Raw genomic sequence first — 25976 nt, forward strand, 5'->3', positions numbered from 1 at the left:
AACTATAATATACCATTAAGTCCCAGCAATTAAAACTGAAAATTGTAAAACTCTGCATATATTATAAAAATATAAAATAGATTATAATACCAAAAATAATGAGAGGTGGTTTTTTTGAAATTTTTCTTTATACGAAAAAAAAACCTATATTGGTTAATAGGTATCATAATCGCTTTAATAGCATTATTCATTATATTTTCAATATTATAGCATTACATCTATGAACAATCCTAATTTATTAAAAATGAGCAGATTAACAATAAACTACTGCTCATTTTTTTTATTGCTATATTTATAATATTTATGAATTAATTTATCCAATTCAACACTAAACTTTAAAACTTCCTCTTTGCTCACTTCCCTTAAAATTAAATTATTTAACTTTTCTCTTTTTACCTCAATTTCAGATTTTAATTCTTCTAATAAATATTCATGACACATCTTCCCCATTCCCTTCAATAAAATTAATATTTTTATATTCATTTGCTAAAGTGTTGATCAAAAATTAACACGCACTATCAATAATTCTATCATCAGATTTATTTTTTTCAAATCACTATTTCTTATTATCGCTATTCATATTTTCTATACTTAAAATTTCATTGTTATTACCTGTTACTTTTACTTTTGTATATTTTATACCACTTATTCTGTAATTTTATCCACTTTAATGACATATAATAACAATTTGTATATAATATTTCTCTCAAAATGTAGATTAAAGTATGAAGAAACTGCTTTAATTTCTTGAGTCTTTAAAAATCCTAGTTAACCATAATTCCACTAAAATCATAGTAGGATATTTTATTTTTTTAAAACACATCTTAATATATTTAATTATAATTTTAATATTTTTAATATTTATATTGACTTTTTTAATTTTTTGACTTATCATTAGATTAAATCCATCAACTAGAAAATATTAACACTAAAGGAGGTAATTTCTGTGATCAGTTATGCAATTGAAGTCAATAATCTTAAAAAAGAATTTGTAGTAAAGAAAAAGAATAGCTTTTTAAAGCGTAATAGTAAAAAGGAGATTTTCGTTGCTGTTGATAATATAAGTTTTCAAGTTAGAAAAGGAGAGATATTTGGTTTTCTAGGTCCTAATGGAGCAGGAAAAACTACCACTATTAAAATGATATCTACTCTACTTAGGCCTACTTCTGGTACTGCAATTATTAATGGAATTGACTGTGTAGAGAAGCCCATGGAAGTATTAAAAAATTTAGGAACCGTATTGACTGGTGAAAGAAGCATATACTGGAAATTGACAGGTAGAGAAAACCTAGAATACTTTGCTGCCATGAATGGTATAACAGGCAAAAATGCCCAAAAAAAAATAGATTATTTGTTAAAGCGATTTAATCTCGATAAACGAGCAGACGAAACGGTGGAAAAATATTCTACAGGAATGAAACAAAGGGTAGCTTTAGCAAAGGCTTTGATTGCAGACCCAGAAATATTGATTTTGGACGAACCCACTTCTGGTCTGGACCCCCAATCTGCTCGAAATTTAAGGGAATTAATCCTAGAAATAAAGGAAGAAGGTAGAACCATATTATTAACCACCCATTACATGGAGGAAGCAGACCAGCTTAGCGACAGAATAGCCATAATAGACCATGGGCAAATTATTGCTATGGATACACCATATAATTTAAAGAATGCTTTAAATAAAACCAACGTAATAGTGTTAGAGCTGAAAGATTGGAATTCAAATACTGAAGAAAGAATTAAAGGGATTCCAACTGTTGAAAATATTACATCTAGATTTGACGATATAACCCAAAGATGGGAAGTTAAAATCCATATAGCCAATGGTACTAATTCCATAAACGATTTAATAACCAATATAATTTCATCCGACAATAAGATTATCAATTTTAGAGTAGAAGAACCCACATTAGAAGATGTATTCATCAATTTAACTGGAAAATCACTAAGGGAATAGGAGGTAATACTATGAATATTTTAACCCCTATATTTTCAGTGGTAAAAAAGGAATTGAAAATAATGTTAAGGTATCCTTCTTGGTTTATTTCCCTTATAGTATGGCCGATTATATTCCCTTTTGGATATATATTTACCGCCAAGGCATTATCTGGAACTGAAGCTAGCTCATTAGTCCAATTTCAATCTATTGCTGGCACCACCGACTATGTAACCTATATGTTAATAGGAGCTACCATATGGATGTGGAATAACATGATGCTTTGGGTCTTTGGCTCCAGCTTAAGGATGGAACAGATGAGGGGAACCCTAGAATCCAACTGGCTATGCCCGGTCCCTAAAATTAGCATATTATTTGGGTATTCTATCACCCAATTTCTGATGAGTATAGTCTATGTATCGGTGTCAGTATTAGAATTTAAAATATTTTACAATTTCAAATTTGTTGGAAGCCCTCTATTGGCATTGCTAATCATGTTAGTATCTGTGCCTTCCGTTTATGGACTGGGATTTATATTTGCTTCCTTAGTATTATGGGTTAAAGAAGCCAATTCAATGGTATTTCTAGTAAGGGGAATAATATCCATATTTTGCGGGATAACCTATCCACTGGCAGTGCTTCCTAATTGGATGAAAAATATTTCTAAATTCATACCAATGACTCACAGCGTTAATGCCCTAAGGGCAGTTATTTCCTCTGGTGCAACCATAGATGATATTAGTAAAGAATTAAATTTCCTAATAATATCCGGCATTATACTGATGTTTTTAGGGATAATGGCTTTTTTCTATACCCAAAGAAAGGCAAAAAACATAGGCTCTTTAGGCCATTATTAGTCTAGTGACAGGAGGGAATGAAATGGAATTAAAAAAATATTTTATAGCAGCAAAGGCCATAATTAAAAAGGATGCAAAGATATTTTTTAGATATCCAGCCAATGCAGTATTTAGAATAGTCGAACCCATGATATGGATTACCCCTGTATACTTCCTTTCTAAAGCCTTTCAAGTTAATGGTGAGAATATTGGTTTTAGCCAATATTCAGGCACCACCGATTATATGGCTTTCCTTGTCATTGGAAGTATTGTTAGCAGCTTTATAAGCTCCGTATTATGGGGTATGGGTTTTTCATTGAAAAACGAAATGGATGCAGGAGTAATTGAATCCAATTGGCTAACTCCCATTCCTCTTTGGGTCCAACTTGTTGGAAGGTCCATTTTTTCATTGTTCATTACTACCATAAATGCCTTAACTGTCGCCTTTTTAGTCTGGATAATGTTTGGATTTAGTATAGGCAGTGGAATACTTGCATCAATAGTTACTCTTTTGCCTATGCTAATAGCCCTATACGGTTTAGGTTTTGGAATTGCCTCTTTAGTACTAATAACCAATAATGCCAACAATATTATAGATATAAGTGATTTTTCTTTAAGCATGTTATCGGGACAATCCTTTCCTATTACAGTATTACCAAGGTTTTTAATCCCTATTTCCTTAGCCTTACCAATAACCTATGGCTATGATGCCATAAGAGGGATACTATTGGACACCAATACACTCTTACCCCTCCAAATAGAACAATTGATTTTAGTTCTATTTATGATAATTGGAACCCTTACAGGATATAGGATATTAAAAAAAGTAGAAAAATATTGTAAAACTGTAGGAAATATCGGTTTTCATTAAATACTCCCCCATATAAAAAGGCGGTAGTATTTTACTGACTACCACCTTTTTATATTATAACAATATTTCTCCAAGTTCCCCCAATATTTCTCCAGCCTTTCCTATTATCTCTAGATCAAAATTATATCCCCTTGCCTTTTCCATATTAATATATATGGTCTTACCTTTAGCAATATAGGGCATTTGGTTTACGGGAGATACCTGTAAACTGGTTCCAATTATTATGAAAACATCTGAATTTTTTACATCTCTTATAGCTCTATCCCAGATATTAGTAGGTAACATTTCCCCAAATAGAACTATTTCTGGCCTTAAAAAATTTTTACCACATTTATTACAATTTTTCTTATCCAAAAAATCTTCAATAGTATGTCTTGTACCACATTCATTGCATTTTATTCTTCTTAAATTGCCATGAAGTTCATATACATTTTTACTACCTGCCCTAGTATGTAGACCTGAAATATTTTGTGTAGCAATGCTTTTCAAATAGCCTTTTTTTTCAAGTTCAGCCAATACATAATGGCCTTTATGAGGCACCACGTTCTCCATATTTTTAATTCTAGCTGAATAGAATTCATGAAATAGAGGATAATTTTGATACATGGCTTCTACTGTAGCCACTTTAGCTGGATCTACTTTATACCAAAGTCCATTTTGGGACCTAAAGTCCGGGATATTGCTTTCAGTATCCATACCTGCTCCAGTCATAACTACCAAGCATTTGGAATCTTTAATAATATTAGCAAGCTTCTCTATTTCATTTCTCATGCTATCAACTCCAGTTATCATTCATCCCTTATTATTTTACAGCCCAAGGTCCTTTCCATTTCCTTTAATGCAAAGCCATGAGCTTCCTGGTCAAAAGAAGCTACCCCTTTTTCGTAGATATTCACTTTATAGCCTAGATTCCTAGCATCTGCAGCAGTATATAGAACACATATATTGGTGCATACTCCCACTAGACAGATTTCATCTACCCCTTTTTCCCTTAAGTAAAGGTCTAAATCCGTCCCGAAAAAAGCACTATAACGCCTTTTCCTTATAACCTTGTCCCCATCTTCTACTTCTAAATCTTCAATTATTTGGCTGCCATCAGTATTGGTTATGCAATGTGGTGGAAACATATCAAATTCCTTGTCATCTTTTTCATGGCTATCACAAATATAGATAACCGGAGAATCATTTTGTCTAAATTCAATAACCTTTTCTTTAATAAAAGGTATTATCTCCTTCCCTGCAGGTCCTGTAGTCAAAATTCCATCTTCTTCTATAAAATCTTTTAACATATCAATTATTATCAGTGCTTTCACCTATTACACCTCCCAATTTATCCCTTTAATTTTCTTAAATACAGTATATCATATTAATTATTTTAATTCATATAAACCTTTTCAATTAATATTTCATAAAAAATCAAAAAATTATTTTAAAAAAGTATTGACTTTAGCCCTTTAAGATATTATCATAATATCTAATATAAAAAAGCATTGAGGGAGAAAAAGATATCCTACCTTAATTACAGAGAGTTGGGTTTGGTGAAAGCCAACATTAAGGGGATATGTAATATTCACTCCTGAGCTGTTTCGTTGAAAGTTCAATCGAGTAGACGAATCCGAAAGCCCATCGTTACAAGGGATAGGACTGTTAGGTCTGAATGAGGTGATGACTTGTTGTCATAATTAGGGTGGTACCGCGGAATAATCTTTCGTCCCTATAAATATAGCTAGAAAGCTGTATTTATAGGAACGAAAGATTTTTTTTATCCAAAATTTGAACCTAGCCAGTTAAAAATAAAATTTAGGGAGGAGCTTCAAATGATGAAAAGAAAAATGAGTTTATTAGCATTAATACTTACATGTATAATCATCCTATCTGGTTGCAATTTTGCAAAAGAAAAACCCATCAATAGTTCACAGGAGGAAGTCTTCCAAATTGGGATTATCCAATTTGCAGAACATCCTGCTCTAGATGATGCTAGAAAGGGCTTCGAGGATGGTTTGAAAGAATTAGGAATAGAAGCTAAAATTCACTATCAAAATGCTCAAGGGGATATCCCTACTACGACTAGCATTGCCCAGAAATTTGTTAAAGACAAAGTGGATTTAATATATGCTATTGCAACACCAGCTGCCCAAGCTGCTAAACAAACTACTTCCGATATACCAATACTTTTTAGCGCAGTAACAGATCCTGTAAAAGCCGAAATAGTAGAAAGCTGGGAAAAAGTTGGAGGTAATGTAACTGGAACTTCTGACAAAGCACCTACCGAATCTCAATTAAGAATATTCAAAGAAATTGACCCAAATATAAATACCATAGGCATAATATACAACACTAGTGAATCCAATTCAGAAATACAAGTCGAAGAGGTAAAAAAAATAGCACCTAAGCTAGGTATAGAAGTGATTACAGTTGGAATTAGCAATATAAATGAGCTGGCTCAAGGATTGGATTCCATAATTAAAAAAGTTGACGCTCTATATATGATTACAGATAATTTAGTTGCTGCTTCAGTAGAATTGGTTAGAGAAAAAACCATAGAAAACAAAATCATAACAGTATCTGCTGAAGAAACTCAAGTAAGAGGTGGTCTATTGATTACAAACGGCCTCAGCTATTATGAACTTGGGAAACAAACAGCCCAAATGGCAAAGGAAGTATTAGTTGATAAAAAGGATATATCTTCTATGCCCGTTGGAATTGCTGAAAAAACCGTAGTAACCGTTAATATAGAAACATTAAAAGCATTAGGCTTAGATGAAAACATGCCTTTGTTTAAAGACAGTATAAAAGTGGGCAATTGATTTGAAATCTTAAACATTTAAAGAATGGAGGATGTGACAATGAATGCATTGATAAAAACTTCTCTGGAACAAGGGCTCATATTTAGTATTCTAGCTATGGGAGTACTAATAACTTATAAAATATTGAATATTGCCGATCTGTCGGTGGAAGGCACCTTCCCCTTTGGCGCCTTCATATTCGCTAAATTTATCTCTATGGGCATAGACCCAATCATTAGTACTCTACTAGCTTTCTTCTTCGGCACTTTAGCTGGATTGCTAACTGCAATCCTCTTTACAAAATTAAAAATCAAACCATTATTGTCGGGAATATTGACTATGACTTTATTGTATTCAGTAAATCTTAAAATAAACGGAAAAGCTAATATCCCATTATTTAGCTATAGTTCAATTTATGATATAGGTTCAACCCTATCCGTACTGATAATTATAACTATAATAATCAAAATAATCCTTGATGAATTTTTCAAAACTGAAATGGGTTATTTATTAATTGCTACAGGAGATAATGAAGCTTTAGTAAAATCCTTAGGGAAAAATAGCAATTCTTACAAAATCCTTGGACTGATGTTAGCCAATGGTCTGGTGGCTTTAAGTGGAGCTTTAATGGCTCAAATGCAAGGTTTTGTAGATATAACCATGGGTAGTTCTATAATAGTGGTAGCTCTTGCATCCATCATAATTGGAGATGCTTTAGGAAAGAGGATAAATAAGATAAATAATACTACTAGGGCTATTTTGGGTGCCCTAATTTATAAAGTAATAGGCGGTATAGCTATCGATTTGGGGTTAGAGCCTTCTGACCTGAAAGCAGTATCTGCCATAATAGTAATCGCCTTTTTATCTTATAATAACTTTTTTGCTCATTTATTAAATTATAAAAAAATAAAGGGAGGGAAGAATTATGCTGATAATAAAAGACCTATCAAAGAGCTTTAATAAGGATACAGAATATGAACTAAACCTGTTTAATGGCTTCAATATAAAAATAGAGAAAAATAAATGTACTGCTATCATTGGGCCTAATGGCTGTGGAAAAAGTACCCTTCTAAATTTAATAGGTGGTAGCATTAGAGTAGATAAAGGACAGATAATATTAGATGGAAAGGATATTACCAATTACAAAGAGGAAGAAAGAGCTAAATATATAGGACGAGTATATCAAAATCCATCTATGGGAGTATCCCCTTCCCTAACTATATTGGAGAATATGGCATTAGCAGATAAGAAAGGAGAAAAATTCATTTTAAAGAGATTGATTAAAAAGAACAACATAGATCGATATAGGGAATTGTTAAAGGAATTAAATTTAGACTTAGAAAACAAACTCTATACTAAAGTAAAATACTTATCAGGTGGACAACGACAATCCCTATCCTTAATAATGGCTGCAATGAAAATTCCAAATTTATTGCTCCTAGATGAACACACTGCAGCTCTAGACCCAAAAACTTCTAATGTAGTGATGAAGAAAACTAAAGAACTAATTGAAAAATATGCAATTACCACCATAATGATATCTCATAATATGAAAGATGCCATAGAGTATTCGGATAGGATTATAATGTTAGATAAAGGAAATGTCATATTAGATGTAAAAAGCTCAGAAATTACAGAGAACCAGTTGATAGAAATTTATAGGCATAAACTGGAAAGTGCAGCTTAACAAATTGATATTTTGCCATCTTAATGGGTATAGTTTAAATATAGTGCCTTTAGAAAAGGTGGTGAAAAGATGGAAAGCCTAACTAATAAAAAATGTGTACCTTGTAGTATTGGTGCTCCTACCTTAGAACCAGAAGAAATTAAAAAATACTTTAAATCGCTAAAAGGGGGTTGGAAAGTGATAGATAATAAAAAAATAGAAAAAACTTATAAATTCAAGGATTTCAAAGAAGCCTTAGACTTTACTAATAAGGTAGGGAAACTTGCTGAAAAAGAAGGGCATCACCCTAATATTCATCTTTCATGGGGAAAAGTAGTAATAGAAGTTTGGACACATAAAATAGGAGGACTACACAAAAATGATTTTATACTGGCAGCAAAAATAGATGAAATAGAGTCATAAGGACTCGAGGCAGCTAGCTTGAGCTGGCTGCCTCGAGTTTCATATATCGGCAATAATCACTCGATTCTTTTCTAAAGAGCTTTTCACATCTATTATTCTTTGATTTTCTGAACCTCTGAACTTCAGTAATAAACTCTTCCTATCGATTTGGAATCTACCATCTATTAGTATATCTGTTGCATGCAATAATTCATGCCAACCCCTATTAATGTCTATTTCTTTCAACAATTCCTCAAAGGTATAACCAGTATAAGTTACCACATTTAAGTTCAATTCTCTAATTTTACGGGCTAATTTAGCACAAGCTCTTCCTTGATGGAAGGGTTCGCCTCCACTCAAGGTTATTCCATCTAAAAGAGGGTCTTTTTTTACCATTTCAACTATTTCATCAATATGGATATAATAACCACTGCTAAAGGGGTGAGTTTCAGGGTTATGACAACCAAAACAGTTATGAACACAGCCTTGGGTAAATACAACCAACCTTATTCCTGGACCATCTACTATAGATTCTCTGATAATTCCTGCCACCTTTATCTTTTCTTCCATGAAAACACCTCTATTTATAAGAACAAGATAAATGTTTAACCCTGTCCCTTACCTCTGCCCTTTTTGCATCGTTAAACCTATCTAAGGTTCCAACTAAATAACCGGTTATTCGTCTAATTCTTTCAAATTTAATATCTCCCTCTTCTCTACCACATTTTGGGCAAGTATCATTTATTATTCCAGTATAGCCACAAACGGGATCTCTATCAACCGGATGATTGATCGAACCATATCCAATCCCAGACTCCTTCATAAATTTAACTATCTTTTCAAAGGCCCCCAAATTCTGAGTTGGATCTCCATCTAATTCTATATAGGTAATATGGCCTGCATTGGTCAACTCATGATATGGAGCCTCTATTCTAATTTTTTCATAAGCTGTAATCTTATAATAAACTGGTACATGGAAACTATTAGTATAATATTCTCTATCTGTAATTCCTTCAATCTTTCCAAATAGTTCCCTATCTATTTTTACAAATCTTCCTGCTGTTCCCTCTGCAGGAGTGGCCAATAGAGTAAAGTTCATATTGTATTGTTTGCTGACATCATCTAATCTTTTTCTCATATGCCCAATTATCTCAAGGCCAATTTTTTGGGCCTCTTCACTTTCTCCATGATGAAAACCCGTTAAAGCTTTTAAACACTCTGCTAATCCTATAAATCCAATAGATAAAGTGCCATGTTTTAATACTTCCCTTATATAATCATCTTTACCAAGCTTATCTGAATCCAACCAAATTCCCTGTCCCATTAGAAAAGGAAAATTATGAACCTTCTTACTTGCCTGTATTTCGAATCTTTCTATCAACTGTTCTATGACTAGGTTCATAACCTGATCTAGTTCTTTATAAAAAGCCTTTAAATTTCCCTTATTCCTTAATCCCAGTCTTGGCAGATTTATTGTAGTAAAACTTAAATTACCTCTTCCGTTTACAATCTCCCTTGAAGGGTCATAAACATTTCCTATAACCCTTGTCCTACAACCCATATAAGCAATTTCCGTTTCTGGTTTCCCTTCTTTATAATATTTTAGGTTAAAGGGAGCATCTATAAAGGAGAAATTGGGAAATAGCCTTTTTGCACTTACCCCACAGGCTAATTTAAACAAATCGTAATTCGGATCCTCTTCTTTGTAGTTTATTCCATCCTTTACTTTAAATATCTGTATAGGAAATATCGGCGTCTCACCGTTTCCCAAACCTGCCTCAGTTGCTAGAAGTAAATTCTTTATTACCATCCTTCCTTCTGCGGAAGTATCTGTGCCATAGTTAATGGAGCTAAAGGGAATCTGCGCACCTGCTCTAGAATGCATAGTATTCAAATTATGAATTAAAGCTTCCATTGCTTGATAGGTTCTTGCATTAGTATCCTTGAATGCATTCCTCACTGCAAAATTTTGAATTTTTTCAACTAATCTTTCATCATTCAATAATTCATTAAGGTATTCAGCTTCTTTTTTTCTATATAAATCGTTATCAGTTAAGGTAGGCAAAAGTCCATATTCCTTCTCTAAAACATGAAAAATATTGTTGATATTATCGCATAAATCCAAATTATCTATTAACAATTCCACACTCTTCAACAAATTTTTTCTATAAAGCTTAATATAAGTTTTTCTAACACCTATGGCCATACCATAATCAAAATTTGGAATACTCTGCCCACCGTGTTGGTCATTTTGATTAGACTGAATAGCTATACAGGCAAGAGCAGAATAGCTCATAATATCCTGTGGTTCCCTTAAAAAACCATGGCCAGTAGAAAAACCTCCTTCAAATAACTTAATAATATCTATTTGGCAACAGGTAGTTGTCAAAGTCAAAAAGTCTAAATCATGGATATGTATATCACCATTCTTATGAGCCTTAGAATGGGCAGGATTTAATACAAATAAATCAAAAAACTGTTTAGCCCCCTCTGAACCATATTTAAGCATGGTTCCCATAGCAGTATTTCCATCTATATTTGCATTTTCTCTTTTTAAATCCACATCCTTTGCATCCTTAAAGGTTAGATCTTCATAAACCTTCATAAGTCTGGTATTCATTTCCCTAATTCTGGTTCTCTCCGCTCTATATAATATATACTCCTTAGCTGTTTTGGCATGCCCCTTCTCAATAAGGACCTTTTCAACTATATCCTGTATATCCTCAACTCCAGGTATACTATCCTTATATTTTTCATTCAGTAGTAAGGTTACTTCCTCTGCAAGCTTAAGAGCTGTTTCATAATTCTGCCCCCCAACTGCCTGGGCTGCTTTAAAAATTGCATTAGCGATTTTCTCCATATTAAAAGGTACTTCTCTGCCATCCCTTTTTTTAATCTTAGTAATCAAGTCCACTACCTCCCACATGCAAAACTCACAATATATTGCATCTTTTATATTATCAAACCTCAATATATAGTGTCAATAGTTTGAAAGATTATAGAATATTTCATACTTTCGGACTACATTAATTGACAATTTTCGAACATCTACTATTTGAATAACATAAGATATTATATTAAAAAGGGATGTATAAATCAAACATAAAAAATACCTCCAAGCAAACAATCTAATTTTAATTAATAGGACTGTCTTCTATCTTCATTACGTACCTTAGATTTAGAACTAATTTAAATCCATGGTTTTTTAAATAATCTTCGGTTTCCACCATATACGTTTTAATAGTCCGAAAACTTACATTGAATTCCCTTCCAATATAAATAGCGATTAATGGCTCTTTATTTTCTGCAAGCATAGTTAATATTTCCTTACTACCCCTATCTAATAAAATGGATTTCCTCTTCTTTTTGTGATTTTATTAACGATAATCTTTGACTTCATAATATCCAATAAATTTAAAGATTACAAAGGCTAGTTAAAGTTAACTTGTCTAAATCAAATAGTGACATATTAAAACAATAATAGCTTTCTATTAATACCTTTGACATAATCTTCTATATAGTGTATATTCATTTAGAGAAATAATAGTACAAAGGAGAGATACTTTGAAAGCAGTAATTTTTGATATGGATGGAGTGATTGTTGATAGTCAACCTTTACACTTTAGGGTAGAAAAAGAATTGCTCAAGGAATTAGGGGTGGATATTACAAAAAAAGAAGTAGATTCTTTTGTTGGTGTTACAGAATATCAGATGTGGAAAACAATCAAAGAAAAATACAACATAACCCCTTCTGTAGATGAAATGATAAAAATGAAATTGGAACGTTTCTTAGAGAATCTAGATGAAATCCCTATGGTGGAAAACTTCAAAGAATTCCTGTTAACATTACATGAACAGAGTTATCCAGTAGCTTTAGCTTCTTCGAACAATAAAATAGCGATAGAAGCAATTGCAGAAAAATTTGATTTGAAGGATTATATCAAGGTCTTTGTAAGTGCCGATGATGTAAAAAGGGGGAAACCAGATCCAGAAATATTTTTAACTGCTGCTGAAAAACTAGGCATCCCTCCAGCTTCCTGTTTAGTAATAGAAGATGCCCGTAATGGAGTAAAGGCTGCAAAGGCTGCAGGAATGAGGTGTATTGGCCTAAAAAATTTAAATTCTGGCAATCAAGACCTATCGGAAGCCGATTTAGTAATAGGTAATTTCAATGAATTGAATTTGGATATTATAAAAGGGCTATTTAAATAACAAATTCCCTTTGGCAAACCTGCCAAAGGGAATTGGTTTAGCTATTAAGCATTTAAATCTATATGGCAATAGCCGTTAGGATTCTTCTTAAGGTATTTTTGATGATATTCTTCAGCCTCATAAAAGACCTTTAAAGGCTCTACTTCCGTCACTATTGGCTTATCGTACTTTTTCTTCTGTTCTTCAAAGGTCTTCATTATGGTAGGTAGGTCCTCTTCCTCCATGTAATATATCCCCGTCCTATACTGACTACCTATATCTGGTCCCTGGCGATTCAATAGTGTAGGGTCGATTATTCTCCAAAAACGATTGAGTAGCTCCTCCAAGGGTAATACCGTTTCATCGTATTTTACATGACAAGCTTCTGCATGACCAGTAGTATTGGTACATACCTCTTCATAAGTAGGATTTTCAGTATTCCCATTTGCATAACCTACCTTAGTCTCAATTACACCATCGATTCTTGAGAAATACTCCTCTACTCCCCAAAAGCACCCACCTGCCAATACTATCTCTTTCATTAGTTTCCCTCCTTTATTTGATTATTCCAAACTTATTAAACGGATACAAACGTAAAACTATTTTCCCTTTAACATCTTCTAAGTCTACCAGACCTATCTGACTATCCCTACTATCTAAGCTCCTATCTCTATTATCTCCCATAACAAATATTTTGTTCTCAGGAATTCTATCGACATCTATATCGCCCCAAGTATTTTTACCATTAATATAGTTTTCCTCCAATTCCTGTCCATTCACTAGAACTTTTCCATCCTTGATTATTAGGCTATCTCCTTCTATGGCTATTACCCGCTTAACTATTTCCTTAGTTTTTCCCATTTTCAACCTAGTTAAAATATTTAACTCTTCCAAATCTTTGGCAGATACCTCCATATCAGTATCTATTATTACTATATCTCCTCTATCGATTTTTTTGCTATTTAACATAATCAGTAGGTCCCCATGATTTAAAGTTGGAGCCATTGAGTTGCCTTGAACTTTTGTACCAGTTATTAAATAATTAATTCCAATCGCCAATAATAATACAAATCCTATATCAAATATCCAATTTTTTATCTCTTTTTTCACCATACATTCTCCTTCACTTTATGTCAATAAACTTATAAACCAAGGAATCAAAAATACACTAATGATACCAGCAACTCCTATGGATAAAGACGATAAAGCACCTTCAGTTTCTCCCAATTCCATAGCTTTAGCAGTTCCTACTGCATGAGATGCTGTCCCTAAAGCCACCCCTTTAGATACTTTATCCTCTATCTTAAATATTTTAAAAACATATTCCCCTATAAGATTTCCGCTTATCCCAGCAACAGCAGTAAAAGCCACAGCCAAAGTAGGTATACCTCCTATTTGTTCAGCTATTTCCATGGAAATAGCTGTAGTAGTCGATTTAGGAAGCATAGAAATCATAATTACATGGTCTATTTTAAATAGTTTGCTCAATGCAAATATGGTAAATAGCCCCGCTAAACTGCCAACGGTAATCCCAATTATTATGGTTTTCCATCTTTCCTTCAACAACCTAATATTTTTATATAATGGCACTGCCAAGGTTACTGTAGCTGGTGCAATGAAAAAGCTTATAATGCTTCCTCCTTTATTATAGGTTTCGTAATCTATGTTAAAATAGGATAAAAAGCATATGATTATTATAGCAGATATTAGTAAAGGATTAAAAATTGCTATTTTACTCTTCCTATGTATATACATTCCTATTACAAAGGCTGTTATGGATAGAGTAGTTCCGAACAATGGAGTATTAAAATATTCTACCATATTTATGCTCCCCTCTTCTCTTTATTGACTCTGTATTTATCTAAAATTTGGACTGTTAGCCCAGTAACCGCAATTACTACCATAGTTGAAGTAAGCAGTGTAATAAATAGATAAATCCAGAGGTCCTTTACTTTATCGAATAAATTCATTATGCCTACAACCGATGGTACAAAGAATAATGTCAAATGTTCTAATAATACGTTAGATACCTTTTCCACCCTTTCCAGCTTCATTATTCTAGTTATTAATAATAGTAATAATATCATCATTCCCAATATGGTTCCTGGAATAGGTAAGCTATATCTTTGTTGTAATATTTGGGCAATAAATAGTATTATAAGTATTAAAGAAAATTGTTTTAAAGTTTTCAATATATCACTCCTAAACTTGGCTTAATAGTTTTTAACATTCATTAAATTATGCTCACATATTATACTTTTTCGTTATTTAAATTATATTCATATTATGCCATTAAAGCAATATTGTAAAACATGAAACTTCCTACCCTAAATCAGGGCAGGAAGTTTTTAGCTGTTGACTAACTTTACTAACTTCTCCTCCAAATAGTCTAATAGGTCCTTATCTCCTATTCTTACCTTGCCTTCCTCATATAGATCTGGCATTACTCTAAAAAAATTGATTACCAATTTGTTTTTATCAATGATATATTCATCCATATGACCAGGAACAAAAATTACTTCTATTTGCTCAAAATCCTTATCTGGATTTAAACTATTTAATCTATCGACCATTTGGTTTAAATTTAATACTTTCAGTGGTCGAATCATCATATTAGTAAATTCTAAATCCTCTAGCATCCACATATTGTTATTCCAAAATTTTCTTTCTTTTTTGCTTTCACTATTTAGAATTTCCCTATTGGAAATTGCACTTAGTACCTTCCTTACCGATTCCTTATCGAATTCATCTCCATAAACATATTTCATCTCAGGAAAGTCGCCTATGCTGAGAATATAAGATTCCCCCACCTTTTCCTTTTCGCTAGTTGCTTGCCAATAATAAAGCATAGCTTCTATAACATCTAAATTCGTTTTTATGCTTTTTATCATACTACCACTCCTCGTCTTTTTGTTTCTCTCTTATTATACACCTAGTATAAATATTTTTATATATTTACCTAATCAATGTCCTGCCTTAATTATTCTCCTTTGCCATTTGTTACTTCTATAAACCATATAGCCATATACGCATATCAAAAAATTACTAGAACTCATGGCAATCCATATCCCTTCAGGGCCAAGGTTGGTTGAATACTTAAAAATCTGAATCATAGGAATTCTTATAAACCAAAGCCTGCCAACCTCCATAGCCATAGAGTATTTTGTATGACCAGATCCTTGAAATAGTCCTTGGAATATGCTGAATAGCCCCATAAGCGGTATGGTTATAGCTACCTGTCTTAAATAAGACAGCCCCTGATTTATAACTTCCACATCCCTTTCAGAACTCATAAATATATTAATTGTCTCCATATCCTTCCATAATATTAATACAGCACCTACTAAGGATAAAGCCAAAGTAAGCTTAACGGCTTTTTTGAAAGCTTCTTCCACCCTATCCATTTGGTTTGCTCCCATATTTTGACCCACAATGGATGTTAAGCCTGCCCCAATACCCATAGGAGGTTGCATTATCAAGGAAGTTATTCTATTGACCATAGCAAAAGCTGCTAATGTAGCAGTTCCATATGAAGCAATAAAGCTATTTAAAACTATAAATCCCAATGCAGCCCCCGATTGACCAACACTAGCAGGTAATCCAACTTCTAAGATCTTTTTAATCATAGTTTTTTTGAATTTAAAGCCCTTTAAGCTAAGCTGGATAATTGGAGAATATTTTCTCAGTACTATTAAACCAGCTAAAGCTAACAATGCTTGGGAGATTACCGTAGCTATAGCAGCTCCAGCTACCCCCATTCCAAAATGAAATATAAAAATTGGATCTAATATCACATTCATTAATGTGCTTATAGCGCTTAAAATGGTAGGAATCAATGTATTCCCCTGAGCTGTCATTATGGAATCAAAATTATAAAAAAAGAATACAAAAGGAAATCCAAGGAAGCAAATTTTTAGGTAAATATTGCTATATATGGCTAAATCACCAGTTCCCCCCATCAGTTTTATAATATGGGGACTTAATCCATAGCCTATAAGTGCAAAAAAAAGAGAAAATATTAAAGATAATATTATTAATTGACTAGCATACTTATTGGCTTCATCATGTTCCGATGCTCCAATTAATTGGGACAATATGGAAGCCCCTGCAACCGATATACCTATTCCTAAAGATATGAATAAAAATATTACAGGCCATACAAAAGATGTAGCAGCAAATTGTACTGAGCCCAACTTGCTAACCCAGATAGCATCAGCCAAATTATACAAGGTTTGGATAAAATTATTCACCATTAAGGGCAAAGATATTATGGTAATTGCTTTATACATATTCCCATTAAGTATCAACTCTTTTCTGTCTATTTTTGCCATGAATTCTACCTCCATCCATTATCGCTGCTTTAATACTTATATTATAGCACCATTATGTATTTTGGGAAAGTACTTAGATAGTCGAAATAATTATTTTAAATAAAAAAGCTTCTTAGAAAATGAAAATTTCTAAGAAACTTTTCCTACTAATTATCCAAACCAAAGTTTTAATTCCCTTTTAGCACTCTCCTTAGAATCTGAACCATGGATAATATTTTCAGATATAGAATAGGCAAAATCCCCTCTAATAGTCCCTGGTAAGGCTTTTTTAGGGTCTGTGGCTCCTATCATATTTCTCATCATCTCAATGGCTGAATCCCCTTCTACCTCCATAGCCATAACGGATCCTCTGGTAATGTACTCAACTATCTCTTCAAAAAAAGGCTTATCCTTATGCTCTATGTAATGTTCTTCTACCAGCTCTCTATCAGGCTGGAATAGCTTTGCTCGTATGATCCTAAACCCCTTTTTCTCTATTCTGCTAATTATTTCTCCTAAAAGCTTCCTTTCCACTCCATCGGGCTTAATCATTATAAACGTTCTTTCCATCCTATCACCTCGAGTTTTTTAAATATTATAGCACATCTCTACACCCTATCCAATATTTTTGCCAAGCTTGAAATATTTTATATTACTAGCTATTCCCTTTCCAAATAGGTAATAGTAGCTAAATACATGTTTCCTTGTTCTATATACTCAATATCCACTATTTCAAGTAGCCTTTCTTCATTTTCTAAAATCCATTGGTTGATCTTTTCCTCCACATTACAATCTCCATAATCTACTATGGATATATGTTTCATCCTATCACTCCTTAAGAATATATTCATTATCAATATATTCTTAAAGCTAAAATAGTTTCATAATTTACAAAAATAAAAGGGGCAGTCCATTATGCCCCTTTTAAAAGTTCTAGAACTTATCATACAGGATATCCTCTTCAAGGATTCCCTTTTCCTTTAATAAGGCTACTACCGTATCTATCATAGCAGGGCTGCCGCACAGATAAGCCTCCCTATCCTTTGGATCCTTGATGTGCTTGTCTAAGAGTACATTCACCCTTCCCCTCTCTCCAGTCCAATTGTGTTCATCTAGGGCTCGTGAAAGGGTTGGAATGAACTTAAAATCATATAGGGTCTCTTCTAACTCCCTCAATTCATCCAACAGGAATAAATCCTCCGGAGTCCTAGCTCCAAAGTAAAACCTAGCCTTCCGCTTGATATTCTCATCCCTCATATGGTAAAGTATTGAAAGAATTGGGGCCATCCCAGTTCCCACTGCCACTAAAATCATCTCGTTATCATATTTATCCCTGTAATAGAAATCTCCATAAGGACCATTTATATGGACTGTATCACCTACTTTTAAATGTTTATGAACATAGGTAGTAGCTATTCCATTGGGCACATATCCTATAATCAAATCTATATAGCTTTTCTCAGAAGGAGGTGAAGCTATAGAATAGGCCCTATAAACCTCTTCATCGTTTCCTTCATATTTTGGAGCCTTAAGTTGGATATATTGACCGGGCTTAAAGTTGATCTCCTCTCCTTCTTTAAATCTTAACCTTAATTTCTTTATCACAGGAGTCATATCTTCTATAGATTCTACCCTTACCTCGTATTCCCTTACATTAAATAATTCTTCGGGGATTTCTATCTTCATATCCTCTTTTATCTTGCACTGGCAGGAAAGCCTAATACTTTCTTCCAACTCATCTTTAGTAAGCCAGGGTAGTTCGGTAGGCAATACAGGTCCGCCACCCTCCACTACTTTTACCTTACAGTAGCCACAAGTTCCCTTGCCACCACAGGCAGAAGGTATGAATATCTTTTCATTAATTAGAGTTGCCAGTAAGGTATTCCCCCCATCAACTATATATTTCTTATCCTCATTTATGATTAACTTCTTCTCCCCATAATTGGCCACAGTCCGGTCTGCAATAGTTAAAAGTAAGGCCAAGAGGCCGGTAAAGGCGGTAACGGTAACGGTGGTAATTACTATAGTATTCACACTATCCCCCCTATTGAATCTGTACTATGCCGGAAAAACCTACAAAGGCTAAAGCCATAAGCCCTGTTATAATAAGGGTAATTCCCGGACCTTCTAAGCCCTTTAGCAATTTATTGTTTCTAATCCTCTTCCTTGCACCTGCCATAGCCACTATAGCTAATGTCCATCCCAGTCCTGAACCTACAGCAAATCCTACCGATTGTAAGAAGGTATATTGTCTAATTACCATGAATAAGGAAACCCCTAATATGGCACAGTTAACAGTAATAAGAGGTAGAAAAATTCCTAAGGCGTAGTAAAGGTTTGGGAAATACCTTTCAACTATCATCTCCAGTAGCTGGACAAAGGCTGCAATACTTATGATGAATACGATAAACCTTAGGTACTCTAGATTTAAAGGCACTAATATATTATGGTAGATGAAGTAATTCAATATGGTGGTAAAGGTCAATACAAAGGTCACTGCCTGCCCTAATCCAAAAGATGTAGGTATTTCGTTGGACACTGCAATAAAGGAACACATTCCAAGGAAATAGCTAAATATCATATTGTTTGTAAATATGGCTGCAAAGAATATGACTAAAGGATTAAGTTCTATCATCAGTTAACTGCACCCCCTTCTTTCTTCTCCTCTGACTCCTTACTTCTAGCCCACCAAACGATAACTCCCAGTATGAAGAAGGCTGCTGGAGGCATTACCATTATGGTCCAGTTGGTCCACCAATCTCCAAACACCCTATATCCAAAAATTGTTCCGAATCCAAATAGTTCTCTGATAAAGGCAATAACTAATAACACTATGGTATATCCTAAGCCAGAAGCTATTCCATCTAAGAAGGATGGTAGAGGAGGGTTGTTTTGGGCATAGCCCTCGCATCTTCCCATGATTATACAGTTGGTAATAATTAACCCTACATAAGGACCTAAAGCCTTACTCATTTCTGGCAAGTAGGCTTTTAAAAATATATCCACTATTATTACATACACAGAAATAATAAGTACTTGGACCATCATCCTAATGTGTTTTGGAGTAAACTGCCTTATAATAGAAACCGTTAGAGATGATAAGGCCGTAACAAATATTAAACCCAAGCCCATTATTAATGAATTTATCATTAGATTTGTAACGGCTAAAGAAGAACATATTCCAATAATCTGTTTAAAAACGGGATTATCATCCCATAAGCCCATTTTAAAAATCTTCTTTGGACTATCACCTGCCATCTATTCTCCCCCTCCTCTTTTACTGATGAATTCAAATATATCCTCATTTAAGAAATTAACTACCGAATTAGAGGTTTGAGTAGCTCCAGCAATGGCATCTACATTTCCCCTAGGAGCAGGTCTAAATATAATATACTCTCCTCCTTCAGCTTCAGTTAAATCCAGCCCCCTAAATTGTTCCTTAAACCAATCTTCCGATATCCGACCACCTAATCCTGGCGTCTCGCTGTGGTGAGTAAAATCTATTCCCAATAGTCTGCTATAGTCTGCCGATACTGCAGCATATCCTTGGACTGTACCCCACAGGGCTGATCCTCCAACTGGAAAGGCGTATCCGATTACTTGGTCCCCTTCTTTTGCCACATATATACCTTTTTCTTCCGTTTCCTCAATATATTGATTAAAAATCCTTTCAATTTCCTTGGGATCATCAGAAGGTAGGTCGATATCGAATACATAGAGTAAAGTCCTCCTCAATTCCGTTTCTTCATTTAAGGCTATTACATCTGCTGTAGCATAATTTAGGTAAGCCAATATCAGGGTAAAAAAGGCGGTAATTATGACCATGAAAAGAATTGGATAGCTAAAGGATTTTTTCATGCTGTCACCTCTTTCTCGCCCTCTTTCCTGATCTTCTTAATATAATTTACTCCCTCATCTATGATTGGAGCAAAGATATTCCCAATTAATATGGCAAACATCATACCACCAGCAAATAAAGCATAGCCCCTAATTATCACCGTAACTATACCTACCAAAAAGCCATATATGAATTTGCCTTCCTTGGTTCTAGGAGAAGAAACTGGGTCTGTAGCCATGAACACAGTCCCAAATAAAAAGCCTCCTGATAATATTCCAAAAATTGGATTGGGAATTTGCGGATTACCTAGAAGATACAACATGCCACTCAAACTTGTAAATCCTATCAATACCCCTGCCATAGTCTGCCAGGCTGCCACTTTTTTTAATAGCAGATAAATTCCAGCCAAAATAATTAAAATAGCACTGGTTTCTCCTAAGGAACCGGAAACGTTGCCAATAAACAACTTAGATAGGGAAATCATTTGACCAGTTTCTCTAAAAATTAGCATTGGGGTAGCTTGAGAGACAACATCAATGGTTTCGGTAATATATGTAGCAAATCCCCCAGGAAAACCAGTAGCTGCTTTTGACCAATGGATAGTCAAAGGTTCAGGAAATGTCACATAGACAAAAGCTCTGGCTACTAATGCAGGATTAAATAGATTCTTGCCAAACCCCCCAAATACCTCTTTCCCAAAAAATACTCCAAATATTATTCCTACTACTGCAATCCATATAGGAGTACTGGGTGGAAGAGTTAATGCATAAAGTATGCAGGTTACAAAAACTGCTTCAGATACTTTCTTTCCTTGGATTTTTTCATAAATCCATTCAGTCCCAAGACCAAATAAGGTAACCCAAAACAGCAGAACTAAAGATCTCCATCCAAAGAAGTAAATAGAGGAAAGAATTACAGGAATTAAGGATAAGATGACTATTCTCATCATCTTCTGTTTAATAAAATATTTTTTCATAAAGCTGGATATCAAGGTACCACCTCCATAAATTTACTATTCCGCCAAATCCATCATTCATACTAATATATTCCCCTATATTCTAAAAAAAAACATATATACACTAGTTTATGTCAACATAGTTCAAAAAACCAATTGTAAATGATAATAATTATCATTTACAATCTTCCCCTTTTATGGTATACTATAAATCGGCTTAAAATTATCGCGGCAAATCTATAATATGGAGATGATAATTTTGGCAAAAAAGATGAATCCTAGATTTAAGGAATGTAGAAGGCTAGGATTAAATGTTTGTGGCCATCCAAAGGCCATGAATAGAGCAAAAAAAGGTAGTTCTAGAGCGGATAAAAAGCTATCTGCCTACGGTATGCAATTGCTGGAAAAACAAAGATTAAGAGCCTATTATGGAGTTATGGAAAAACAATTTAAAGGATATGTAAGGGAAGCTAAAAAAGCAAAGGGACAAACAGGCGAAACACTAATTAGAATACTAGAAACCAGATTGGACAATATAGTATATAGATTAGGCTTTGCCTCATCTATAAGGCAAGCAAGACAGATGGTAGTACACGGTCATATTAGGGTTAACGGTAAAAAGGTAGACATTCCTTCATATAGGGTAAATATAGGAGATGAAATTTCATTAAAGGAAAGATCGAGAAATGTTGAATTGTTTAGAGAGAACTTCCTCTCTTCCTTCCCTAATATGTATCCTTATCTAGAAAAAGATGAGTCTAGTTTTTCCGGTAAGCTGATTCGATATCCAGAAAGAGAAGAAGTACCAATTGAAATTGACGACCAATTAGTAATTGAATACTATTCAAGACTTGCATAATATTAAGGGACTTAAGGCTTTTAGCTTTAAGTCCCTTAATATATACCCCTATCCATCCTTTTAGAAAAATCTATTATTCTTCTCTCATATTCACCATCCATCAAAGAAGAAGTAAGCAGAAAATCTGCTGTGGATTGATTGGTTGCAACAGGAATATCGTATAATACGGCTATTCTAAGTAAGGCCTTTACATCTGGATCATGGGGTTAAGCTTCCAAGGGGTCCCAGAAGAATATTAAAAAGTCTATATCCCCCTCTGCTATTCGTGCACCTATTTGCTGGTCTCCTCCTAAAGGTCCAGATTTATAAGCATGGACTGGTAATTTTACCATATCCGATATTAAGCTAGTAGTTGTCCCCGTTCCACATAAAAAGTGCCTGCCTAACTTCCCCTTATTTTCCCTAACCTATTCTATTAGGTCCTTCTTTCTATTATCATGAGCGATTAGGGCTATGCGCTTTTGTTTCTTCATTTTCTTAGTGATATAATCAACTTCTCTCATATTGAACCTCCTCAAATAAAAAACTACCAACATACCACAATTTATTATCCCTAATTCCATCTACTAAGTAGTATATATACTAATCATTATAATACATTTTATATATTTCTATTGATTCTTCATTAACCCTATTATAAGGCCTAATAAGCATATATTTGGGACTAAGGAGATTTATATTAATATCGTATTCATTCATAATAAGATAAGAAATTTCTTTTAATGCTATTAAACCCTTATTATCAATGGTTAGCTTTTCTTCGTTGGATATATCTATTTTGATATTGTTAAGTAACTTATAAAAAAGTGGGTAATCCCCTTCAGATAGACCTTTAGAATCTAATTCATTTTGTAATAACCTTCCAAAAAAATAAGCTCTCCTTCCTTCATTGATAGAAACCATATCAAGAGAATAATCTATATAGATTAATTTATTCAGATAATCAAAAATAAGATTTATATCTTCCTTACTCATAGATTGATTAGGTTTATATTCTAAAAGCCTTTCATATATATTCTTCCCTATACTATGATACGTTCTATATTCAAAATCTATAATTTGACATAGTAAATATTTGTCATAGTATCCATTCAGTATAATAAAAAGAAGTAATAAGAGGATTAGTAAATGAAAAACTTTTATCCTTTTCATTTTCTCCTCCTTATAATATTCCTTCAAATAAGAGCTTATATAACTTTTCTTTTTTAATATCAGCTACTTTGTTGATATCATCAGTAATTTTTTTATAATCCTTGTTTATGATAAAAAAAGAAGTAAAAAAACCTATTTCTTTATTTGTACTTTCTTTTATAATATAAAAATATTCTTTAAAAGTTTCACAAACTAACTTTTTTACATCGTCATTCCAATCTATTTGTTCTTTCAACTCTCCTGTTAAATCCCCGTACTTATAATTGCTAAAACTAATAATACCATATAAACTTTTAAAGTCTTTTTTCCTTAACCTTATATCACTAAAAAACTTTTTATCAATACCTCCAATATATCCTACATCCTCTATAAATTGATCGAAATCATAATCAGCATAGTCCATATCAGATAGTTCAGTATATCTTTTTTCTGCTAAACGGTGAGCTTGTTTATAGTTGTAGTTTATAAGTTTAATATATTCAGATTTGTACCTTAAAGAACTTATTAATAGGTATAGGATGGCCATAGCAAGTATAATTTTTTTAAAATCATATTTGTTTTTTGTCACCAACATATAATACCACCTCTTTTAAAATTTTCATATATTTTCTTAACATATTTACAAATATATATTACCATTTATATACAATAATTTCAATTAATATCATTTTGGGGTAAGGAGGGTCTTGTATGAAGGTATTTTTCAAAATAATAACCAGGGGGGTATTAGGTTTAATATTAATTTTGGTGTTATTTCTCAACGGAACGGTAAGCGCTAGTAGTTTTGAAAAAAATGCAAAAATATTAAGGATGCCTAATATAAAAAACAGTCAAGACTTAGAACAATTAGTTCAAAATAATTTATTAGATATAGAACAGCAAAACAAAGCAGAAATTATAAATATAGAGTACAATAAAAACTCCAAAACAATACGCTTGGATATTAAAATTGATAGCCTCGAAAAAATTGTACATGTAGAAGGTATAGCAAAAGCTATCAGAGACAATAAGCAGATTATCTACATTGATGGTTATTCTGATAATTATAATTTAATACATGCATCAATAAATAAAGGTTGGAGTGGATTTATACCTTTTGAAGGAGGTTATCAATTAACTAGCCATTTAAATCTTTATTTAGAGGATATATCTAATAATAGCTTTTTAATTATAGAAATACCCGTTAACAATGAATTCGACGTACTATTTAATGATATTGAAACTATGGATGAACCAAATATAGAAAATATTTGGTGGTTTGTAAAATATTCAAAACCTAATATATTTGTATTAGAATCTTATGAAAAAGATTCTATTATTGATGCTGCTACTGGGACTATTGTAGGTATTGATTATAGATGGATGAATAGGGAAGTTAGAGAAACTGCACATATTAGAATGGTAGGTAATTTTAGAGCTGATGGAGATATTAGTGCTTTTATAAAATTCCAAGAATCTCGTCTAATAGATAAATTTACTGGAGAAGAATTAGATTATCCACCTTTATTGGAGCTTAGAAATGTTAGATTAGGGTATTCATTAAGTCAAAGCAAAATATACGAAGTAACTCCTTCTTATGATTTATTCAACGAAGGTAGAGGTATAATAATAAATATAGGTGCAGGATACAAAGTATTTAACTGGATTGTTTGATGTTTACAATCCTTTTTATCGTGAAACTGTTCGTAGAGATGTGTCTTTAACCATTTCAAGGACAGCAAGATAATGATTAAAAATAATTTCTAGATTAAGGCTATAATTAATTTTATATCACCTATGGCTAAATCCAGCTTATTCAATTTTTAATAAACTATAATAGAATTCTTGTATTTGAAAATCTTGAAATTATATATAGGTAGTACATGAACAATTGGTTTCTTATAAATAACAGACAATACCTTATCAAATATACATTGTTATTATAATAATTGTATTAAACAGCTAATGCTCAACATTCCATTGAGCTAAGGCTGTTTAATCTTTTTTACCCTATCCATCCTTTTAGAAAAATCTATTACCATTCTCTCATATTCTTCTTCCATCAAAGGAGAGGTAAGTAAAAAATCTGCTGTAGACCGATTAGTTGCAACAGGAATATCGTATAATACGGCTATTCTAAGTAAGGCCTTTACATCTGGATCATGGGGTTGAGCTTCCAAGGGGTCCCAGAAGAATAT

General features: G+C 33.1%; 31 protein-coding genes, 1 pseudogene and 1 other annotated feature. Of the genes and pseudogenes, 10 read left to right on the plus strand and 22 right to left on the minus strand.

What is annotated here, in order from left to right:
• Positions 1-264 precede the first annotated feature (264 nt).
• Positions 265-441, minus strand: a complete 177-nt coding sequence (locus BLV68_RS08675) for an aspartyl-phosphate phosphatase Spo0E family protein (RefSeq protein ID WP_143035269.1) — start codon at positions 439-441, stop codon at positions 265-267.
• A 505-nt stretch (positions 442-946) separates the two neighbouring features.
• Here BLV68_RS08675 and BLV68_RS08680 point away from each other — a divergent pair.
• From BLV68_RS08680 to BLV68_RS08690, 3 genes are read left to right on the plus strand one after another with little or no spacing between them, the layout of a single operon-like run.
• Complete coding sequence (locus BLV68_RS08680) at positions 947-1954, plus strand: ABC transporter ATP-binding protein (RefSeq protein WP_093752901.1); 1008 nt, start codon at positions 947-949, stop codon at positions 1952-1954.
• An 11-nt stretch (positions 1955-1965) separates the two neighbouring features.
• Positions 1966-2790, plus strand: a complete 825-nt coding sequence (locus BLV68_RS08685; protein WP_093752903.1) for an ABC transporter permease — start codon at positions 1966-1968, stop codon at positions 2788-2790.
• Positions 2791-2812: 22 nt separating this feature from the next.
• Complete coding sequence (locus BLV68_RS08690) at positions 2813-3640, plus strand: ABC transporter permease (protein ID WP_093752905.1); 828 nt, start codon at positions 2813-2815, stop codon at positions 3638-3640.
• 54 nt (positions 3641-3694) lie between these two features.
• Here BLV68_RS08690 and BLV68_RS08695 read toward each other — a convergent pair whose 3' ends face one another.
• A complete protein-coding gene (locus BLV68_RS08695; protein WP_093752907.1) occupies positions 3695-4411 on the minus strand; it encodes an NAD-dependent deacylase in 717 nt (238 codons plus the stop codon).
• 17 nt (positions 4412-4428) lie between these two features.
• Entirely contained in the window at positions 4429-4953 is a 525-nt protein-coding gene (locus BLV68_RS08700) for a cysteine hydrolase family protein (protein WP_093752909.1), read from the minus strand.
• 168 nt (positions 4954-5121) lie between these two features.
• Positions 5122-5359, plus strand: a binding site (T-box leader).
• Positions 5360-5457: 98 nt separating this feature from the next.
• Here BLV68_RS08700 and BLV68_RS08705 point away from each other — a divergent pair.
• The 4 genes from BLV68_RS08705 (at position 5458) to BLV68_RS08720 (ending at position 8515) form a co-directional block, all read left to right on the plus strand.
• The gene (locus tag BLV68_RS08705) at positions 5458-6447 is read left to right on the plus strand and encodes an ABC transporter substrate-binding protein (RefSeq protein WP_200773711.1); all 990 of its coding nucleotides are present in this window, start codon (positions 5458-5460) and stop codon (positions 6445-6447) included.
• Positions 6448-6486: 39 nt separating this feature from the next.
• Positions 6487-7386 (plus strand): ABC transporter permease, encoded by a 900-nt coding sequence (locus BLV68_RS08710; protein WP_093752911.1) that lies wholly within the window; start codon positions 6487-6489, stop codon positions 7384-7386.
• Positions 7352-8113, plus strand: a complete 762-nt coding sequence (locus BLV68_RS08715; protein ID WP_093752913.1) for an ABC transporter ATP-binding protein — start codon at positions 7352-7354, stop codon at positions 8111-8113. The genes BLV68_RS08710 and BLV68_RS08715 overlap by 35 nt, the downstream gene beginning before the upstream one ends.
• 69 nt (positions 8114-8182) lie before the next feature.
• The gene (locus BLV68_RS08720; RefSeq protein ID WP_093752915.1) at positions 8183-8515 is read left to right on the plus strand and encodes a 4a-hydroxytetrahydrobiopterin dehydratase; all 333 of its coding nucleotides are present in this window, start codon (positions 8183-8185) and stop codon (positions 8513-8515) included.
• Between the two features lie 39 nt (positions 8516-8554).
• On the opposite strand, the gene nrdG is transcribed toward BLV68_RS08720, so the two are convergent.
• Together nrdG and BLV68_RS08730 are read right to left on the minus strand one after the other, a co-directional pair.
• Positions 8555-9064 carry an anaerobic ribonucleoside-triphosphate reductase activating protein gene (gene nrdG / locus BLV68_RS08725; protein ID WP_093752917.1) on the minus strand — a complete coding sequence of 170 codons (510 nt, stop codon included), beginning with the start codon at positions 9062-9064 and terminating at the stop codon, positions 8555-8557.
• Between the two features lie 10 nt (positions 9065-9074).
• Positions 9075-11402, minus strand: coding sequence for an anaerobic ribonucleoside triphosphate reductase (locus tag BLV68_RS08730; protein WP_093752919.1), 2328 nt, complete (start codon positions 11400-11402; stop codon positions 9075-9077).
• A gap of 656 nt (positions 11403-12058) precedes the next feature.
• Here BLV68_RS08730 and BLV68_RS08740 point away from each other — a divergent pair.
• Positions 12059-12706: an HAD family hydrolase gene (locus BLV68_RS08740; RefSeq protein WP_093752923.1), complete on the plus strand. Its 648-nt coding sequence runs from the start codon at positions 12059-12061 to the stop codon at positions 12704-12706.
• Positions 12707-12750: 44 nt separating this feature from the next.
• Here the strand turns inward: BLV68_RS08740 and msrA are convergent, their stop codons facing one another.
• From msrA to BLV68_RS08800, 13 genes are all read right to left on the minus strand, one after another.
• On the minus strand, positions 12751-13227 hold the full coding sequence (gene msrA / locus BLV68_RS08745; RefSeq protein ID WP_093752925.1) for a peptide-methionine (S)-S-oxide reductase MsrA: 477 nt from the start codon (positions 13225-13227) through the stop codon (positions 12751-12753).
• A gap of 13 nt (positions 13228-13240) precedes the next feature.
• On the minus strand, positions 13241-13795 hold the full coding sequence (gene lepB, locus BLV68_RS08750; protein ID WP_159428656.1) for a signal peptidase I: 555 nt from the start codon (positions 13793-13795) through the stop codon (positions 13241-13243).
• 18 nt (positions 13796-13813) lie between these two features.
• Positions 13814-14506 (minus strand): LrgB family protein, encoded by a 693-nt coding sequence (locus tag BLV68_RS08755; protein ID WP_093752929.1) that lies wholly within the window; start codon positions 14504-14506, stop codon positions 13814-13816.
• A 2-nt stretch (positions 14507-14508) separates the two neighbouring features.
• Positions 14509-14877: a CidA/LrgA family protein gene (locus BLV68_RS08760; RefSeq protein ID WP_093752931.1), complete on the minus strand. Its 369-nt coding sequence runs from the start codon at positions 14875-14877 to the stop codon at positions 14509-14511.
• A 156-nt stretch (positions 14878-15033) separates the two neighbouring features.
• A complete protein-coding gene (locus BLV68_RS08765) occupies positions 15034-15576 on the minus strand; it encodes a TDE2712 family protein (RefSeq protein WP_093752933.1) in 543 nt (180 codons plus the stop codon).
• A gap of 72 nt (positions 15577-15648) precedes the next feature.
• Positions 15649-17016, minus strand: coding sequence for an MATE family efflux transporter (locus BLV68_RS08770; protein ID WP_093752935.1), 1368 nt, complete (start codon positions 17014-17016; stop codon positions 15649-15651).
• Between the two features lie 150 nt (positions 17017-17166).
• Entirely contained in the window at positions 17167-17565 is a 399-nt protein-coding gene (ndk, locus tag BLV68_RS08775; protein ID WP_093752937.1) for a nucleoside-diphosphate kinase, read from the minus strand.
• Between the two features lie 89 nt (positions 17566-17654).
• A complete protein-coding gene (locus BLV68_RS15460; protein WP_159428657.1) occupies positions 17655-17819 on the minus strand; it encodes a hypothetical protein in 165 nt (54 codons plus the stop codon).
• A 109-nt stretch (positions 17820-17928) separates the two neighbouring features.
• On the minus strand, positions 17929-19029 hold the full coding sequence (locus BLV68_RS08780) for an NADH:ubiquinone reductase (Na(+)-transporting) subunit F (RefSeq protein ID WP_093752939.1): 1101 nt from the start codon (positions 19027-19029) through the stop codon (positions 17929-17931).
• Positions 19030-19039: 10 nt separating this feature from the next.
• A complete protein-coding gene (locus BLV68_RS08785) occupies positions 19040-19630 on the minus strand; it encodes an NADH:ubiquinone reductase (Na(+)-transporting) subunit E (RefSeq protein WP_234949868.1) in 591 nt (196 codons plus the stop codon).
• Entirely contained in the window at positions 19630-20253 is a 624-nt protein-coding gene (locus tag BLV68_RS08790; protein ID WP_093752941.1) for an NADH:ubiquinone reductase (Na(+)-transporting) subunit D, read from the minus strand. The genes BLV68_RS08785 and BLV68_RS08790 overlap by 1 nt, the downstream gene beginning before the upstream one ends.
• Positions 20254-20853: an FMN-binding protein gene (locus tag BLV68_RS08795; protein WP_093752943.1), complete on the minus strand. Its 600-nt coding sequence runs from the start codon at positions 20851-20853 to the stop codon at positions 20254-20256.
• A complete protein-coding gene (locus tag BLV68_RS08800) occupies positions 20850-21824 on the minus strand; it encodes an RnfABCDGE type electron transport complex subunit D (protein ID WP_093752945.1) in 975 nt (324 codons plus the stop codon). The genes BLV68_RS08795 and BLV68_RS08800 overlap by 4 nt, the downstream gene beginning before the upstream one ends.
• Before the next feature lie 223 nt (positions 21825-22047).
• Here BLV68_RS08800 and rpsD point away from each other — a divergent pair, with 223 nt between their 5' ends.
• Positions 22048-22647 (plus strand): 30S ribosomal protein S4, encoded by a 600-nt coding sequence (rpsD, locus tag BLV68_RS08805; RefSeq protein WP_093752947.1) that lies wholly within the window; start codon positions 22048-22050, stop codon positions 22645-22647.
• 206 nt (positions 22648-22853) lie between these two features.
• Here the strand turns inward: rpsD and BLV68_RS16185 are convergent.
• The 3 genes and pseudogenes from BLV68_RS16185 to BLV68_RS08820 form a co-directional block, all read right to left on the minus strand.
• A pseudogene (locus BLV68_RS16185) lies at positions 22854-23042 on the minus strand (methylglyoxal synthase); the annotation flags it as partial.
• A 187-nt stretch (positions 23043-23229) separates the two neighbouring features.
• A complete protein-coding gene (locus BLV68_RS08815) occupies positions 23230-23799 on the minus strand; it encodes a hypothetical protein (protein WP_093752949.1) in 570 nt (189 codons plus the stop codon).
• 10 nt (positions 23800-23809) lie between these two features.
• Positions 23810-24373 (minus strand): hypothetical protein, encoded by a 564-nt coding sequence (locus BLV68_RS08820; RefSeq protein ID WP_093752951.1) that lies wholly within the window; start codon positions 24371-24373, stop codon positions 23810-23812.
• Positions 24374-24489: 116 nt separating this feature from the next.
• Between BLV68_RS08820 and BLV68_RS08825 the strand changes: the two genes are divergently transcribed.
• Complete coding sequence (locus tag BLV68_RS08825) at positions 24490-25452, plus strand: hypothetical protein (protein WP_093752953.1); 963 nt, start codon at positions 24490-24492, stop codon at positions 25450-25452.
• Positions 25453-25763: 311 nt separating this feature from the next.
• Here the strand turns inward: BLV68_RS08825 and BLV68_RS08830 are convergent.
• The coding region (locus BLV68_RS08830; protein WP_093752955.1) for a methylglyoxal synthase at positions 25764-25976 on the minus strand (213 nt) is incomplete at its 5' end.

The sequence above is a fragment of the Tepidimicrobium xylanilyticum genome (assembly GCF_900106765.1).
Lineage (GTDB): Bacteria > Bacillota > Clostridia > Tissierellales > Tepidimicrobiaceae > Tepidimicrobium > Tepidimicrobium xylanilyticum.

Bases quoted from the DNA above. Each gene is read 5' to 3' on its own strand.
- ndk (WP_093752937.1), bottom strand. From the start codon at position 17,565: ATGGAAAGAACGTTTATAATGATTAAGCCCGATGGAGTGGAAAGGAAG.
- BLV68_RS08715 (WP_093752913.1), top strand. From the start codon at position 7,352: ATGCTGATAATAAAAGACCTATCAAAGAGCTTTAATAAGGATACAGAA.
- BLV68_RS08825 (WP_093752953.1), top strand. From the start codon at position 24,490: ATGAAGGTATTTTTCAAAATAATAACCAGGGGGGTATTAGGTTTAATA.
- BLV68_RS08755 (WP_093752929.1), bottom strand. From the start codon at position 14,506: ATGGTAGAATATTTTAATACTCCATTGTTCGGAACTACTCTATCCATA.
- BLV68_RS08785 (WP_234949868.1), bottom strand. From the start codon at position 19,630: ATGATAGAACTTAATCCTTTAGTCATATTCTTTGCAGCCATATTTACA.
- BLV68_RS08705 (WP_200773711.1), top strand. From the start codon at position 5,458: ATGATGAAAAGAAAAATGAGTTTATTAGCATTAATACTTACATGTATA.
- BLV68_RS08820 (WP_093752951.1), bottom strand. From the start codon at position 24,373: ATGTTGGTGACAAAAAACAAATATGATTTTAAAAAAATTATACTTGCT.
- BLV68_RS08770 (WP_093752935.1), bottom strand. From the start codon at position 17,016: ATGGCAAAAATAGACAGAAAAGAGTTGATACTTAATGGGAATATGTAT.
- BLV68_RS08795 (WP_093752943.1), bottom strand. From the start codon at position 20,853: ATGAAAAAATCCTTTAGCTATCCAATTCTTTTCATGGTCATAATTACC.
- BLV68_RS08690 (WP_093752905.1), top strand. From the start codon at position 2,813: ATGGAATTAAAAAAATATTTTATAGCAGCAAAGGCCATAATTAAAAAG.
- BLV68_RS08685 (WP_093752903.1), top strand. From the start codon at position 1,966: ATGAATATTTTAACCCCTATATTTTCAGTGGTAAAAAAGGAATTGAAA.
- BLV68_RS08710 (WP_093752911.1), top strand. From the start codon at position 6,487: ATGAATGCATTGATAAAAACTTCTCTGGAACAAGGGCTCATATTTAGT.
- nrdG (WP_093752917.1), bottom strand. From the start codon at position 9,064: ATGGAAGAAAAGATAAAGGTGGCAGGAATTATCAGAGAATCTATAGTA.
- BLV68_RS08695 (WP_093752907.1), bottom strand. From the start codon at position 4,411: ATGAGAAATGAAATAGAGAAGCTTGCTAATATTATTAAAGATTCCAAA.
- msrA (WP_093752925.1), bottom strand. From the start codon at position 13,227: ATGAAAGAGATAGTATTGGCAGGTGGGTGCTTTTGGGGAGTAGAGGAG.
- BLV68_RS15460 (WP_159428657.1), bottom strand. From the start codon at position 17,819: ATGAAACATATATCCATAGTAGATTATGGAGATTGTAATGTGGAGGAA.
- BLV68_RS08675 (WP_143035269.1), bottom strand. From the start codon at position 441: ATGTGTCATGAATATTTATTAGAAGAATTAAAATCTGAAATTGAGGTA.
- BLV68_RS08720 (WP_093752915.1), top strand. From the start codon at position 8,183: ATGGAAAGCCTAACTAATAAAAAATGTGTACCTTGTAGTATTGGTGCT.
- BLV68_RS08765 (WP_093752933.1), bottom strand. From the start codon at position 15,576: ATGATAAAAAGCATAAAAACGAATTTAGATGTTATAGAAGCTATGCTT.
- BLV68_RS08815 (WP_093752949.1), bottom strand. From the start codon at position 23,799: ATGAAAAGGATAAAAGTTTTTCATTTACTAATCCTCTTATTACTTCTT.
- BLV68_RS08790 (WP_093752941.1), bottom strand. From the start codon at position 20,253: ATGGCAGGTGATAGTCCAAAGAAGATTTTTAAAATGGGCTTATGGGAT.